Genomic DNA, 14,377 nt, shown 5'->3' on the forward strand with positions numbered 1-14,377 from the left:
GAAACCTGATCAAGCAACAATTTAGACAGGTTTTTAATTGAAACCAGTTTAGCGCCAAGGAGACGTGCATGACAGCAGAGGCCGACTGTTTCACCCAGCAGCCTTCGGGAAATCAGGGGGGCGAGGGAGCAGGCTCTCGCCGGCCTGTAGGAGCTGACGAGCGAAGCGAGGCTGCGATCTTTCCCTCGACGCTTGAGTCTCAAGCGAAAGATCAAAAGATCGCAGCCTTCGGCAGCTCCTACACGGGGTCATCGAGCTCTTTGAATGAACAGCAGCCCCCAGGGCTTTCACCATCGCTCACGTTATTGTTTTCCGTGACCTGCGCCCTGGCCGTCGCCAATGTCTACTTTGCCCAGCCCTTGCTCGCCTCGATGGCCGAGAGCCTGGGTGTCGCTTCTGGATTGATCGGGGGAGTGGTGACGGCCACCCAGGTGGGGTACGCGCTGGGGTTGCTGTTCATCGTCCCGCTGGGGGACAGGGTCGAGCGTAAACGGCTGGTTTTCGCGCAATTGGTGTTGTCTGCCATCGCGCTGGCAGCCGTCGGCGCAGCCCAGCATTGGTTGGCTTTGCTGGGCGCCATGGTCGTGATGGGGTTGCTGGCGGTGGTCGTCCAGGTGCTGGTGGCCTATGCCGCCGTGCTGTCCTCGCCATCCCAACGGGGACAGACCGTGGGTACCGTCACCAGTGGCATTGTCCTGGGGATTCTCCTGGCGCGGTTCACCTCCGGGGTGATCGCCGACCTGGCGGGCTGGCGTGGGGTTTATTTCGTGTCCTCGGGCTTGATGCTGGCCATCGCGGCAGTGTTCTGGGTCGTGGTGCCCGCCGCTGTGTCGCCCCGTCACCGGCAGCCCTACCTGGCGCTTATCCGCTCGCTGTTCATGCTGTTCGTGACCGAGCCGATGCTACGGACCAGGGGCCTGCTGGCCTTGCTGATCTTTGCCGCTTTTTCGGTGCTGTGGACTGCGATGGTGCTGCCGTTGAGCGCCGCACCGCTGTCACTTTCACACACGGCCATCGGCCTGTTTGGGCTGGCGGGTGTCGCCGGTGCCCTGGCGGCCAGAAGCGCCGGTCGCTGGGCCGATCAAGGCTGGGGGCAACGGGTTACCGGCTGGTCGCTGGGGCTCCTGACGTTTTCCTGGCTGCCCATCGCGTTTACCGAGAGCTCCCTGATCGCACTGGTCTGCGGCGTGGTGCTACTTGACTTCGCGGTACAAGCCGTGCACGTCACCAACCAGAGCCTGATTTTCGCCGCGCGGCCCGACGCCCAGAGTCGCATGGTCGGCGCCTACATGTGTTTCTACTCGGTAGGCAGCGCATTGGGCGCGACCGCCGCGACCCAGGTCTATGCGCTGTGGGGCTGGATGGCGGTCAGCCTGCTGGGCGCCTCGATCAGCCTCGCCGCGCTGGTGGTGTGGAGACGCTCGCTTCATTGCGGCCACTGCTCAAGCAGGATCGAGACGAATTTCTCCGCGGCCGGGGAGAGCGATGCGCCCCGGCGGTAGACCAGGCCCAGGGAGCGGTTTACCACCGGCTCGATCAGCGGCACGCTGACCAGGGTTGGATGATCCCCGGCCGGCATGGCCAGGCTGGGCATCGCCGACACGCCCAGGCCGGCCTCGACCAGTCCCAGCGACGTAGACAAGTGCTGAACTTCGTAGAACCACTGCGGGCGCCAGCTCAGGCCCGACAGCGCGTGGTCCAGCAGCATGCGGTTGCCGCTCAGGCGCCCGACCCCGATCAGCCGATAGTCGCTGAGTTCCGACCAGGTGACCGCACTGCGTTCAGCCAATTCATGGTCGCGTCGGCAGGCCAGCACAAAGGGTTCGTTGACCAGGGGCACGAACTCGATGTCCGGGTGCTGGCCGCTCATCATGTTGATGCCGAAGTCGGCTTCGCCGCGCAGTACCGCTTCGAGCCCTTCGTTGGCGCTGAGGTCGAGCAGGCGGATGCGGATTTTCGGGTAGCGCTCGTTGTAGAGGCGGATCACCGAAGGCAGGAAATAGAACGCCGCCGTGGGGATGCACGCCAAGGTCACCCGGCCGATCTGCCGCTCCGCCAGCTCGCGGATGTTGAGAATCGAGTCGTCGAAATCATCCAGCAGGCGCCGTGCCTTGGGCAGGAAGTCACGGCCAACACTCGTCAGGCTGACCTTGCGGGTCGTGCGGTCGAGCAAAGCGGTTCCCAGGCCCTCCTCGAGTTTTTTCATCCGTCGGCTAAGGGCCGGTTGTGACAGATGCAGCGCATCGGCGGCTTCGTGGAAACTGCCAAGTTCGGCGATTTTCACGAAAGATCGTATGTCCTGGAGCTCATATTCCATGTTCTACCTCACCGCAGAGGGGATGCGCAGTGCGAATCATCGTAAAGTAATTCATTTGTGAAACGCAATAATCTCTCTGATCTTTGCATTGGAAACACTTTTCAAACTTTGCCACTCTTGTGTCCAGAGCATCAATTATCCAGATTGATCAACAAGAGTTAGTGATCATGCAGCGAATTCCTTGTGTGCTAATGCGCGGCGGTACGTCCAAAGGCCCGGTGTTTCTCGCCTGGGATCTGCCGGTCGCCATCGCCGAACGTGACGAGCTGCTGCTCAACCTGATGGGCTCCGGCCACGAGCTGGAAATCGACGGCATCGGTGGCGGCAGCCCACAAACCAGCAAAGTGGCGATCGTCAGCCCATCGCTGCACCCTGACGCGGATGTCGATTATCTGTTCGTCCAGGTCATGGTTTCCCAGCGTCGGGTCGATACCGCCCCCAACTGCGGCAACATGCTCTGCGCCGTCGGCCCGTTCGCCATCGAGCAGGGGCTGGTCAAGCCTTCCGGCGATCTGACCCGGGTGCGTATTCGCAACCTCAACACCGGGACTTTCGTGAATGCCGAAGTGCAAACCCCGCAAGGCAAGGTCAGCTATGAAGGCGACACCGCCATCGACGGCGTGCCTGGCACAGCCGCTCCGGTACAACTGACGTTTCTCGATGCGGCGGGCAGCAAGACGGGGAAACTCTTCCCGACCGGGCAACTCCTGGACCTGATCGACGGCATTCCGGTGACCTGCATCGACATGGCGATGCCGATGATGATCGTCGAGGCCAGCCAGTTCGGTAAACGCGGTGACGAAAGCCCTGCCGAACTGGACGCCGATAAAGCCTTCCTGCAGCGGCTGGAGTCCTTGCGGTTGAAAGCCGGCCTGGCGATGGGCCTGGGCGATGTCAGCGACAAGGTCATTCCCAAGCCGGTGCTGGTGTCTCCGGCCAAGTGCGGCGGGACGGTCCAGGTGCGCTACTTCATGCCGCACAACTGTCACCGCGCCCTGGCGATCACCGGCTCCATTGGCCTGGCCACGGCGTGCGTAACCGAAGGCAGCGTCGTTGCACAGTTGCTCGGCAACGTCAGCGAACCGCGCTTGCAACAGGTTCGGATCGAACACCCAAGCGGCGGTATCGATGTCGTACTGTCCTACACCGGTGAAAAGGGTGAGACCATTCGGGCTTCGGTAGTACGTACCGCGCGCCGGCTTTTCTCAGGTTACGTCTACGCCACGGCGTCCCAACGGCTGGCCGGGTAGCCCTGGTCGCCAGGGTCTTTTGCATCAGAACAATTCTAAAAATGGGTGATGCCATGAAAGTTGTTAAATCGCTCTACTTCCAGATCATCTGCGCCGTGCTGCTGGGCGTGGTCGTCGGGCACTTCTGGTCGCAACAGGCAATTGCCTTGAAGCCGCTGGGCGATGCCTTCATCAAACTGATCAAGATGATGATTGCGCCAGTGGTGTTCTGCACCATTGTCACTGGCATCGCCGGTATGAGCGACAAGCGCTCGCTGGGGCGTTTGTTGAGCAAGACCATGCTGTTGTTCCTGGCGCTGACGGTGATCAGCCTGATCATCGGCCTGGTGTCGGTCTACCTGTTCAAGCCCGGCGCGGGCATGAACATCGACCCGACGCAGTTGAGTACCCAGGGGCTGTCGCAGTACACCGAATCCGCCGCGAAACTGAGCGTGGTGGACTTCTTCATGCACATCATTCCCGACACCTTCATCGGCGCCTTCAATAAAGGCGAGGTGCTGCCGGTGCTGTTTATCGCGGTGCTCTGCGGTTTTGCCCTATCGTCCCTGGGCGAGCGCGGCAAACCTGTGCTGGAGGTCCTGGAATCGGCTTCGCACATGGTGTTCAAGATTTTCTCCTACCTGATGCGTTTCGCTCCGATTGGCGCTTTCGGGGCCTTGGCCTTCACGGTGGGGCAGTACGGCATCACGTCGCTGGGCTCGCTGGCCAAGTTGATCATGACCTTGTATATCGCCTGCGCCTTCTTCGTCTTCGTGGTGTTGGGCAGCCTTTGCCGCGCCCACGGTTTCAGCCTGTGGAAGCTGTTGCGTTATCTGCGTGAAGAGTTCCTGGTGGTGCTCGGCACGTCCTCGACCGAACCGGTAATGCCGCGGATGTTGGAAAAACTCCAGGCCCTGGGGTGCAAGAAAGGGGTCGTGGGGCTGGTGCTGCCGACCGGCTACTCGTTCAACCTCGACGGCACGGCGATCTATCTGTCGCTGGCGGCGATCTTCATTGCCCAGGCCTGCAACATCGACCTGACGCTGACCCAGGTCATCACCATGCTGGCGATCATGCTGCTGTCGTCAAAGGGTGCCGCGGGTGTGACCGGCAGCGGGTTTGTCGCTCTGGCCTCGACCTTGACGGTCATCCACGACATTCCCCTGGCGGGCCTGGCCCTATTGATCGGGATCGACCGGTTCATGTCCGAAGCGCGGGCGTTGACCAGCCTGGCGAGCAACGCCGTCGCGACCGTGGTGATCTCCCTCTCGGAGAATGCCTGTGACCGCGAAGTGCTGTTGCAGACCCTGGATGGCAAACCCGCCCTGGCACAGACCCCGGCAACGGACTCGAGCTGGGACGGCACGAAGGTCGCCAAACACATCTAGCCGCTCACGGCTGACTCGACAGCACCGCAAGCTCATTCGATACCTCTGCGCCAGGCACACTTCAGCGTGTTGCCTGGCGGGTGGGAGGGCGTGTGCCTGGGTGTCTGCCAAGCTACTCATAACAACAAGAGATCTGACATATGCTCGCTTTACTTGGCTTGGCCATGGTGGTGGTTTTCACCTTCCTGATAATGACCAAACGGTTGTCCCCGATTGTCGCTCTGACGGTAGTGCCCATCGTCTTTGCCGTGCTCGGCGGCTTTGGCGGGACCACCGGCAAGATGATGCTGGACGGCCTGAAAATGGTCGCGCCCTCGGCGGCACTGCTGTTGTTCGCGATCCTGTTTTTCGGCCTGATGATCGACGCCGGTCTGTTCGACCCGCTGATCCGCAAGATCCTCAAGCGGGTCAATGGCGACCCGATGAAAATCGCCGTGGGCACCGCGTTGCTGTCGCTGTTGGTGGCGCTGGACGGTGACGGCACGACGACCTACATGATCACCTGTGCCGCGATGCTGCCGCTGTATAAGCGCATCGGCATGAACCCGATGATCCTGGCGACCATTTCCATGCTCTCCCTGAGCATCATGAGCGGCATGACCCCTTGGGGCGGCCCGGCGACCCGTGCGATCGCAGCGCTGGGCCTGGATGCCGGTGAGTATTTCGTGCCGTTGCTGCCGACCATGATCGGCGGTGCAATGTGGGTGGTGTTCACGGCCTTCCTGCTGGGCCGTGCCGAGCGCAAGCGTATCGGCAACGTCCAGCTGCAAAGCGGTGGCGGTGACTGCTACATCAACGCGATCATCGAGGACACGCCACACAAGCGCCCGAAACTGGCCTACGTCAACCTGCTGCTGGTGGTTGCGGTGATGGTCGCGCTGGTGATGGGGCTCATGCACTCGGCGATTCTGTTCCTGATCGGTTTCGTCCTGGCGCTGATGATCAACTATCCGCAACTGGATATTCAGAAGGAGCGCATTCTCGCCCATTCGGGTAACGCCATGACCGTGGTCCTGCTGGTGTTTGCCGCGGGCGTCTTCGCCGGGATCTTCTCCGGAACGAAAATGGTCGATGCGCTGGCACAGACCCTGGTCGATTGGATTCCGCCTTCCTGGGGCCATCTGTTCCCGCTGGTGGTGGCGATTACCAGCATGCCGCTGACCTTCGTATTGTCCAACGATGCCTACTACTTCGGGGTCGTGCCGATCCTGGCCAACGCCGCCGCTGCCTACGGGATCGATCCGGTGGAAATTGCCCGGGCCTCCATTCTCGGCCAGCCGGTGCACCTGATGAGCCCGCTGGTGGCCTCGACCCTGTTGCTGGTGGGCATGGTCGACCGCGACTTGGGCGACTTCCAGAAAGCCACCGTCAAATGGGCGGTGCTCACGTCCCTGGTGATTACCGCGCTGGCCTTGCTGACCGGGGCACTGACGCTGTTTTCCTGATTCACCCGACAACCTTGTTTTCCTGCCTGACACGCCCCCTGCAAATGGGGGTGAGAAGGCCTGCACGCCCAATAACAACAACGAGTAGCCAGACATGACCATTTTGCTGACCCGCGGGGCTTTGTTTCCAATCCTTGGCCTGTTGCCCCTGGCCACGGCCAGCGCCGAAGGTTTCATCGATGACAGCAAGCTGAAGCTGCAATTGCGCAACGTCTACTTCAACGAAAATTTCCGCGACGAGCACGGTATGAGCGCCCGGGCGGCGAGGACCGCCAAGAGTGAGCGCACCGAATGGGCCCAGGGCTTCCTGCTGGATTACCAGTCAGGCTTTACGCCGGGCACCCTCGGCTTCGGGGTCGATGCCCTGGGCCTGCTCGGGGTCAAGCTCGATTCCGGGCGTGGTCGCAGTGGCACCGGTCTGCTGCCGGTGCATGACGACGGTCGCGCCGCCGACGAGTTCGCCAGTGCGGGCATGACCGCCAAGGCCCGGCTGGCCAAGACCACGCTCAAATACGGTACCTTGCTGCCCAAGACCCCGGTGCTGGTCTACAACGATGCGCGGCTGTTGCCTCAGACTTACCAAGGCACCCAGATCAGCAGCAATGACATTGACAACCTCACCGTCACCGGCGGGCACCTGGAGCGTTTCAAGCTGCGGGATTCGAGTGACAGCATGCCCATCGTGCCGGACGGCTACGGCGGCGATAAGTCCGGTGACTTCAGCTATGCCGGCGCCGACTACAAGCTGGGCAAGCACATCCGGCTGAGCTATTTCTATGGCGAGCTGGAGAATTTCTATCGACAGAACTTTGTTGGCATCCAGCATGATCTGCCCCTGGGCGCCGGGGTATTGACCAGCGACCTGCGCTACTTCAACAGCGTCGACTCGGGGTCGGCCTACGGCGGCAAGATCGACAACGACATGCTCAGCGGGTCGCTGTCCTATGCCGTTGTCGGCCACACACTGAGCGCCGGTTACCAGACCCTCAGCGGCGAGGCGGGCCTGCCTTACGTCAGCGGCGCCACGGTGTATTCCTTCAGCAACGTCGGGATCGGCAAGTTCATCGAGGAAGACGAGAAGACCTGGATGCTCGGTTACGGCTACGACTTCGCGCGCCTCGGTGTGCCCGGCCTGACGTTCTCCACCCGCTACCTGAGCGGCAACGACGGTAAGTCCGACACCACGGTCAAAGAGTGGGAACGTGACGCAGAGATCGCCTATGTGGTGCAACAGGGAACGTTCAAGGGGCTGGGGGTGAAGTTGCGAAACTACGTCTATCGCTCGGACTTTTCCCGTGGTCGTGACAGCAACCGGGTCTACTTTACCTACGACATCGCTCTTTGGTAGGTCGTGCAGTTCACCTAAGAAACAACGATGGACCTGTGGCGAGGGAGCTTGCTCCCGCTCGGCTGCGAAGCAGTCGTGAACCGGCGGGTGCGGTGTGTCTGTGTTACGCGTTCGGCAGGTTTTGGGGTCGCTTCGCGACCCAGCGGGAGCAAGCTCCCTCGCCACGGTTTTCTCAGTGGCCCCGCGCTCATCACGGTGGCCCGGTTCGATTCTTTGCGACATCATTGCGTCAATTTTCTTTGGGGCAATGCCCGTCGAGGCCGCTGTGGATCGAAACCGAGACCGACGCAACAACCTTTCCCTGGATGGCCTGAATTTTTTCCTCGCGGATGTGCGCGATGGCTTGGGCCCTTACCTGGCGATCTACCTGCTGGCGGTGCATCGCTGGGACCCGGCCAGCATTGGCGTGGTGATGACGGTGGCGGCCATGGCCGGGCTTGTCGCCCAGGCGCCCGCCGGCGCGTTGATCGACCGGGTGCGCAGCAAGCGTGCCGTGGTGGCCGTGGCGGCATTGGCGGTGACGCTGGGGTGCCTGGTGCTTCCGTTCACGTCGTCCTTTGGCCTGGTGGCATTGACCCAGGCCATTGGCGCCGTGGCAGCGTCAGTCTTTGCGCCGGCTATCGCGGCGATTTCCCTGGGCATTACCGGCGCCAAGGCCTTTACACGGCGCACGGGGCGCAACGAAACATTCAATCACGCGGGCAATGCCTGCGCCGCGCTGCTGGCGGGTGGGTTCGCCTGGTTGTTCGGGCCCATCGCGGTGTTCTACCTGATGGCCGCCATGGCATTGGCGAGCATCGTGGCGCTCAGTTGCGTGTCCGCCGAGGCCATCGACCATGACGTGGCACGGGGCCTGGAGGCGGGGCAACTGGTTCACGGTCCTGTACCCTCGACGCTGCGGGTCCTGCTGGATAACCGTACGCTGCTGTTGTTCGCCATTTGCTGCGGGCTGTTCCACCTGGCAAACGCGGCGATGCTCCCGCTGGTCAGCCAGAAGCTCGCCCAGGCCAATGTGCACCTGGCCACGCCGTTGACATCGGCTTGTATCGTTGCGGCGCAACTGGTCATGGTGCCCATGGCGTGGCTGGTGGGCGTCAAGGCCGATGCCTGGGGCCGCAAGCCGTTGCTGCTGGCCGGCTTCCTGATCCTGCCCATCCGCGGTGTGTTGTACGTGCTCTCGGACGACCCCTACTGGTTGGTGGCGGTGCAACTGCTGGACGGTATCGGTGCCGGGCTGTTCGGCGCGCTGTTTCCTCTGGTGGTCAAGGACCTGACCCAGGGCACCGGGCGCTTCAACGTCAGCCTCGGGGTGTTGTCGACGGTGTTCGGGCTCGGCGCCGCGTTGAGCAACAGCCTGGCCGGCTTCGTGGTGCAAGGGGCTGGCTACAGCGCGGCGTTCCTGACCCTGGCGGCGATTGCCGCGCTGGCATTCGGCCTGTTGCTGGCGATGCCCGAGACCTTCAGGCCAAGCCGCGTGTCCCAGGCCGACCCCCTTGCGGTGCCCGACGGCGGGGTCGCCTGAGGCCGCGTACCCGGTTCGACCCCGCGCTGTTCAAGCCCGGGCGGGGTCGCTGGGGTGTTCCCGGCGAGACAACTGAAGCAGCAGTCCTGGTTCCGCTCTTGTGGCTGAAAGCGTCCAGCCATGGGCCTGGGCGATTTCCTGGCAGATCGTCAGGCCCAGGCCGGCGCCATGGTCGCGGCGATGGGGCCCGCGCCAGAAGCGCACGAATAGCTGGGGCAGTTGCTCCCGATCAACCCCAGGGCCCCAATCGCGTACGCTCAAGTGATCCCTGGCGATGTTCACTCGCACCTCGGTGCCTCGAGGGGCGTGTTGGAGGGCGTTCTCCAGCAGGTTTTTCAGCAAGGTGAAGAGGGCGCTGCGATCAGCCTGCCAGGGGGCAACGCCCGTGCAATCCTCGGCCAGCACCAGGCGTACGTCGACGGCTTCGGCCATGCGCTGTAGATAGTCGGCGGCTTCCTTCGCGACATCGGCCAGTTCGACCGCGGCAAACCTATAGTTCTGCGCCTCGCTGGCTTCGGTCAACAGCAGCAGTTGCTGGGCTTGGCGGGTCATGTGGGCGACGTCGTTGAGGAGCGCGCTGCGATCGGGACTGTCTGCCATCAATTCGATCTGCGCGCGTATCAGCGCCAGCGGTGTCTTCAGCTCGTGCGCCGCTGTCGCCAGAAATTCCTGCTGGATCCGGTAGCCATTTTCCAGGCGCTGGAGGACCCGATTGAAACTGTCCACCAATGGCAAGACTTCGGAAGGTACGCGGCTGACCTGCAAGCGCGAATGCAGCGAGCGAGGCGAGATGGCCGCGGCCGACTCGGACACTTCGCGCAAGGGCTTGAGCGTGTACCCCAGGATGACATAGGCACAGGCACCAAAGACGAAGAGCAGTACCAGGCTGAACAGGACGATGCCGGCCCCCATGAAGGGCAGCGCGAAGGCGCCGTGAAAGAGGTCCATCAACCGTTCGCTGACGGCAAGCTGCAGGAACCAGGTCTGGCCGTCGTGTTCGACTGGCGCGGTGGCACCGTACATCAAGATGCCCTGGCGCTCGAACTTGAACGGTTCGTGCCCCAAAGGGCGCAGCGAGGCACTCGCCGGCCAGAAGGTTGCGTTGGTGGACGCCAGGGCCACATTTGCCGAGGCGTCCAGCACGCGGTAGCCGATCTCCTGTCCCATGCTGTCATAGGTCCAGATTCGATCCGCCTCGCTGGGGTCGAATCCGACCGGGCGCCCGCCAGCATCGAACTGGAGTTTCTCCGCCAGCTCCTGGGTGCGTTCGGCCATGTTCATGACCGACAGGATGTCGCTCTGTGAGCTGACCAGGGCCAACGCCGCCGACACGATCAACAGAATGCTCAGCGCCACGCCGGCAATATAGGCCAGCAGCACCTTGAACCGGAGGCTACTCAACCACGTCGACCTGGCGGAGCGCATAACCGAGACCTCGCAGGTTGACAATGCGTTGGCGGGAGCCGATGGCAAGCAGCTTGCGGCGGATACGGTGCAGGGCCACGTCCAGGGCGTTTGGCGTGACCGCCTCGCTCAAACCCCAGCCCGCCGCCTCTATGCTGGCGCGACGGACGATTTCCCCAGGCTTGCGCAACAGCAGCAACATGATCTGCATTTCCGCCGGTGCCAGGGTAATGCTTTCATTCGCACAGCACAGAGTGCCGGTCTCGGGTTGCAGGCTCAGGTCACCGTGGCTGGGCGCCAATGGGCGACAGTCCACGGGGCGCCGCAGCAAAGCCCGCACCCGGGCGACCATTTCATCCATGGCAAACGGCTTGGGCAGATAGTCATCGGCACCGGCATCGAGCCCTTGTACCCGATCATGCAGGGCATCCCGCGCCGTGAGCACCAGGCACGGCAGGCCAAGCCCGGCGCTGCGCAGGCGCTTCAACAAAACCAGCCCATCGCCGTCCGGCAAGCCGCGATCGAGGATCAGCGCCTGGTAGGGCACCCGCTGGATGGCCGCCCATGCACCGTCCATGCGGTTGATCACATCGACGGCGATCCCGGCGTTCGTCAATCCCGTGCTGACCAGTTGGGCCAAGCGTTCGTGGTCCTCGACCAACAGAATGCGGCTCATCAGAAGCGGTACAGGTAGCCGAACAGCGCGCTGTTTTCGGTAGAACGATCTACCAGCGGGCTGTCCTTGATCTCGCTGGCGAAGCGGGTCGCCTTGATATCGAGGAACACAGAGTGGTGCTTATCGAACATGTAGTTTCCCCGGACGCCAAACTCGGTATTGAGGGCGGACTTGCCATCATAGGCCGCGCGATCGATGCGGGCTTCACTGTCGCGTACGCCAAAATAATAATCGACGTATTTCTTGTCCTGCCACATCGCCGTCACGTGGGGCGTGAGGGTCATGTGGTCGTCGAGTCGCCAGGTCCGCTCCAGGCCCAGGTTGAAGCGCTGCCCCTTGCTGTTGCCCGATACATCCGCCAGCCACTCGGCGTGGGCGTCCACCCAGTCGGTGTGCCACTGCACTTTCGCTCCGGCCCAGAAGCTGCTTTTACGGTCGCTCATGCCATCGAAAACCCGCGAGTCATCGGCATCATAGCCACTGAAGTCGTACTGGCCCACGAGGCTGAAATCGATGTGCTGGGTGTCGTTGATCTCGAGCTGCGACAGCTTGGCCTCGGCGTTCGGGCCGAACACCCGCAGGTATTCGTTCTCGAAGTAGATCAGCGGTATCGCCTTGTTGTCACGATCGATGCCGGTATAGGGCTGCTGGCTGCTGATGGCGCCGACCCCCAGCCCCCAGGACGAAGACGGTTTGGCGGTTTCAGGTTCGGCGGCCTGTGCGGCCAGCGCTGAAGGGGGCGCAGTGAGTAGGATCAGGCTCGGGATGGTGGAAACGGCTAAGCGCAGCAAATGCATGGGGTGCTCCAACGGGACAGGATGAAATGCGCGCCTATCGTTGAGCGTCTTCCCTTACCGGATACTTACGGTTATTTGTCGAAAGCTTGACCTCGATCAAGGCAAATACATATTCCCGCTTCATGGCCGTTATATGTGCCAAGCGGTGCAATATCAGGGGTGATGGCTATTTGGTATTGCGCTAAGATCGCGTCAAGTCAGCGTGTATAACAGCCTTCTTACAATAAGTTCACGCGTCACTAGTCATTTTGAAATGAGGCTTGAACGGAAATGCTCAGGAATGCACCGCTGCGTCTGAAACTCTTATTGATCCTGCTCCTTCCCTTGTTGGGATTCCTTATTTTGGCCGGCGTCTTTGTCGTGGACAACTACAAGACACTGCGCGATATGGACGCCACGGTCACCGCCAGCGCCACGGCGCAGAAGTTGAGTCAACTGATCACGGTATTGCAGCGTGAACGCGGCGCCAGCGGGGTGTTCCTGGGCAGCGCGGGCAAGTCCATGGGCGAGCGGATGGCCCAGGCGCGCCAGGATTCCAATGCTTCTGTCGAGGTGGTGAGCCGGTTGTCTGCGTCGGGGAGCGCGCAATTGGACAACGTCCTCCAGGCCTTGGCGCAACTGCCCGCCATCCGTGGGCAAGTGGATAAGTTGGGTATCAGCAGCACCGAATCGGGTGTTCGTTATACCGAGATCATTCAAGCGCTCGTGGGCTATACCCACTCTTTGGAAGCGACGATCAATAACGCCACCATTGTTCATGCACTCGGTGCGCTCAATCAGTTTATCGAGATGAAAGAACGGGCTGGACGCGAGCGGGTCGTGCTGGGCCTGGTATTCAGTCAGGACCGTTTCGACGAAACATTGTTGTCGCGCTTTAGCCGTAATCTCGGCGAGTTCTCTGCTTATTCCGACGCATTCCGTCGCCAGGCCCAGCCAGCCTTGCTTCAACAGTTTACCGAGCAGATGCTCAAACCCGCTGCGGTCGAAGTGGGCAAGTTGCAGCGCCTGGCTTTCGAAGTGCCATTGGGGCAGTCGCTGGGCATCAAGCCAGAGGCCTGGTTTGAACTCTCCACTCAGCGCATCGACATGATGAGCCAAGTGGAGGAAGCCCTCGGTCAAAGCGTCAGCCGCCTGGCGGTACACGGGCGCGATGAAGCCAGCCGTGCGTTGTGGTTGACCCTCGGTGCGGTCGTCGTGGCGCTGCTGGCGGTGACGGTGCTGTCGTATGTGATCATCCGCATGATCGATTTGGCGGTACGCGATGTGAACCGGGCCCTGAACGGCCTGGCACAGCGTGATCTCACTGCCAGGGCCACGTACGAAGGTCGGGATGAATTCGGCCAGATCTCGCGCAACCTCAATCGCATGGCGCAGGAGATCAGCGAAGTCGTGCAGGAAATCGGCAATGCCACGGCGCAGGTAGCCACCGCCGCGCAAGAGTCTTCCACGGTGACGGTCCAGACCAGTGCGAGTGTCGAGCAACAGCGCCAAGGCACCGAGCAGGTGGCCACCGCGATCAATCAGATGAGCGCCACGGTGCGCGAGGTGGCGCAAAGTACCAACGATGCGGCGCACATGTCGCAACAGGTCAACCTCAGCACGGCGCAGGGGCGCGTGGAAATCGAAAGCACCATCGGGCTGATTCGCCAATTGTCCGGGCAGGCCGAGGAGACCGCGGGGATCATTGGTGATCTCAAGTTGGAAAGCGATGCGATTTCTTCCGTGCTCGACGTGATTCGCGGCATTGCCGAACAGACCAATCTGCTGGCGCTCAATGCGGCGATTGAAGCGGCGCGGGCCGGTGATCATGGGCGCGGGTTTGCGGTGGTCGCCTCCGAGGTGCGCACCCTGGCACAAAAGACGCAGGAGTCCACGGGCAACATTCAACAGATGATCAGCAACCTGCAAGCCGGGTCGGATCGTGCGGCGCTGTCCATGCAGCAGACCCTGGACAAGGCTCAGGACGGGGCGAGCAAAGTCGAGCGCGCGGGGACGTTGTTGGTGGAGATCGCCGAGGGCGTGGCGACGATCAGCGACCGTAACATCCAGATCGCCTCCGCAGCCGAAGAGCAGAACGCGGTGTCCGAGGACATCAATCGTAACGTGAACGAGATCAATGACCTGGTGATCCAGGTGAGTGCCGGTGCCGAGCAGACGGCCATCACCAGCCAGGAACTGGCGCGCCTGGCCGAGTACCAGCAACAGTTGGTCAATCGCTTCAAGGTCGCCTAGTTCCTGCGGCCCCGGGCCT

11 protein-coding genes are annotated in these 14,377 nt (G+C 62.0%); 7 read left to right on the forward strand and 4 right to left on the reverse strand.

All coding sequences use genetic code 11. From position 1 onward, the window contains the following. Positions 1-218: 218 nt before the first annotated feature. Positions 219-1,502, forward strand: coding sequence for an MFS transporter (locus J4E63_RS11145; RefSeq protein ID WP_404943331.1), 1,284 nt, complete (start codon positions 219-221; stop codon positions 1,500-1,502). On the opposite strand, the gene J4E63_RS11150 is transcribed toward J4E63_RS11145, so the two are convergent. Further along, positions 1,427-2,317 carry a LysR family transcriptional regulator gene (locus tag J4E63_RS11150; protein ID WP_003200706.1) on the reverse strand — a complete coding sequence of 297 codons (891 nt, stop codon included), beginning with the start codon at positions 2,315-2,317 and terminating at the stop codon, positions 1,427-1,429. The two genes, J4E63_RS11145 and J4E63_RS11150, sit on opposite strands and share 76 nt — an antisense overlap. A gap of 167 nt (positions 2,318-2,484) precedes the next feature. On the opposite strand from J4E63_RS11150, the gene J4E63_RS11155 reads away from it, so the two are divergent. From J4E63_RS11155 to J4E63_RS11175, 5 genes are all read left to right on the forward strand, one after another. After that, positions 2,485-3,567: a 4-oxalomesaconate tautomerase gene (locus J4E63_RS11155; RefSeq protein WP_207281981.1), complete on the forward strand. Its 1,083-nt coding sequence runs from the start codon at positions 2,485-2,487 to the stop codon at positions 3,565-3,567. Between the two features lie 41 nt (positions 3,568-3,608). Beyond that, entirely contained in the window at positions 3,609-4,934 is a 1,326-nt protein-coding gene (locus tag J4E63_RS11160) for a dicarboxylate/amino acid:cation symporter (RefSeq protein WP_207281982.1), read from the forward strand. Between the two features lie 140 nt (positions 4,935-5,074). Further along, a complete protein-coding gene (locus J4E63_RS11165) occupies positions 5,075-6,379 on the forward strand; it encodes a CitMHS family transporter (RefSeq protein ID WP_207281983.1) in 1,305 nt (434 codons plus the stop codon). Between the two features lie 94 nt (positions 6,380-6,473). Next, positions 6,474-7,727: an OprD family porin gene (locus J4E63_RS11170; RefSeq protein ID WP_207281984.1), complete on the forward strand. Its 1,254-nt coding sequence runs from the start codon at positions 6,474-6,476 to the stop codon at positions 7,725-7,727. 247 nt (positions 7,728-7,974) lie between these two features. After that, on the forward strand, positions 7,975-9,249 hold the full coding sequence (locus J4E63_RS11175) for an MFS transporter (protein ID WP_219738606.1): 1,275 nt from the start codon (positions 7,975-7,977) through the stop codon (positions 9,247-9,249). Positions 9,250-9,279: 30 nt separating this feature from the next. Here J4E63_RS11175 and J4E63_RS11180 read toward each other — a convergent pair whose 3' ends face one another. From J4E63_RS11180 to J4E63_RS11190, 3 genes are read right to left on the reverse strand one after another with little or no spacing between them, the layout of a single operon-like run. Next, positions 9,280-10,650: a HAMP domain-containing sensor histidine kinase gene (locus J4E63_RS11180; RefSeq protein ID WP_259333712.1), complete on the reverse strand. Its 1,371-nt coding sequence runs from the start codon at positions 10,648-10,650 to the stop codon at positions 9,280-9,282. Further along, a complete protein-coding gene (locus J4E63_RS11185) occupies positions 10,643-11,329 on the reverse strand; it encodes a response regulator transcription factor (protein ID WP_103308546.1) in 687 nt (228 codons plus the stop codon). Before J4E63_RS11185 ends, J4E63_RS11180 begins: the two co-directional genes overlap by 8 nt. After that, positions 11,329-12,126 carry a MipA/OmpV family protein gene (locus J4E63_RS11190; RefSeq protein ID WP_207281987.1) on the reverse strand — a complete coding sequence of 266 codons (798 nt, stop codon included), beginning with the start codon at positions 12,124-12,126 and terminating at the stop codon, positions 11,329-11,331. Before J4E63_RS11190 ends, J4E63_RS11185 begins: the two co-directional genes overlap by 1 nt. Positions 12,127-12,396: 270 nt before the next feature. Between J4E63_RS11190 and J4E63_RS11195 the strand changes: the two genes are divergently transcribed. Further along, a complete protein-coding gene (locus tag J4E63_RS11195) occupies positions 12,397-14,358 on the forward strand; it encodes a methyl-accepting chemotaxis protein (RefSeq protein ID WP_207281988.1) in 1,962 nt (653 codons plus the stop codon). The last annotated feature ends 19 nt before the right edge of the window (positions 14,359-14,377 follow it).

Origin of the sequence: Pseudomonas sp. FW300-N2F2 (assembly GCF_017351655.1) — a bacterium.
Lineage (GTDB): Bacteria > Pseudomonadota > Gammaproteobacteria > Pseudomonadales > Pseudomonadaceae > Aquipseudomonas > Aquipseudomonas fluorescens_AA.

Coding starts and splice junctions, on each gene's coding strand:
- J4E63_RS11150 (WP_003200706.1), bottom strand. CDS start 2,317: ATGGAATATGAGCTCCAGGACATACGATCTTTCGTGAAAATCGCCGAA.
- J4E63_RS11155 (WP_207281981.1), top strand. CDS start 2,485: ATGCAGCGAATTCCTTGTGTGCTAATGCGCGGCGGTACGTCCAAAGGC.
- J4E63_RS11160 (WP_207281982.1), top strand. CDS start 3,609: ATGGGTGATGCCATGAAAGTTGTTAAATCGCTCTACTTCCAGATCATC.
- J4E63_RS11165 (WP_207281983.1), top strand. CDS start 5,075: ATGCTCGCTTTACTTGGCTTGGCCATGGTGGTGGTTTTCACCTTCCTG.
- J4E63_RS11170 (WP_207281984.1), top strand. CDS start 6,474: ATGACCATTTTGCTGACCCGCGGGGCTTTGTTTCCAATCCTTGGCCTG.
- J4E63_RS11175 (WP_219738606.1), top strand. CDS start 7,975: ATGCCCGTCGAGGCCGCTGTGGATCGAAACCGAGACCGACGCAACAAC.
- J4E63_RS11185 (WP_103308546.1), bottom strand. CDS start 11,329: ATGAGCCGCATTCTGTTGGTCGAGGACCACGAACGCTTGGCCCAACTG.
- J4E63_RS11190 (WP_207281987.1), bottom strand. CDS start 12,126: ATGCATTTGCTGCGCTTAGCCGTTTCCACCATCCCGAGCCTGATCCTA.
- J4E63_RS11195 (WP_207281988.1), top strand. CDS start 12,397: ATGCTCAGGAATGCACCGCTGCGTCTGAAACTCTTATTGATCCTGCTC.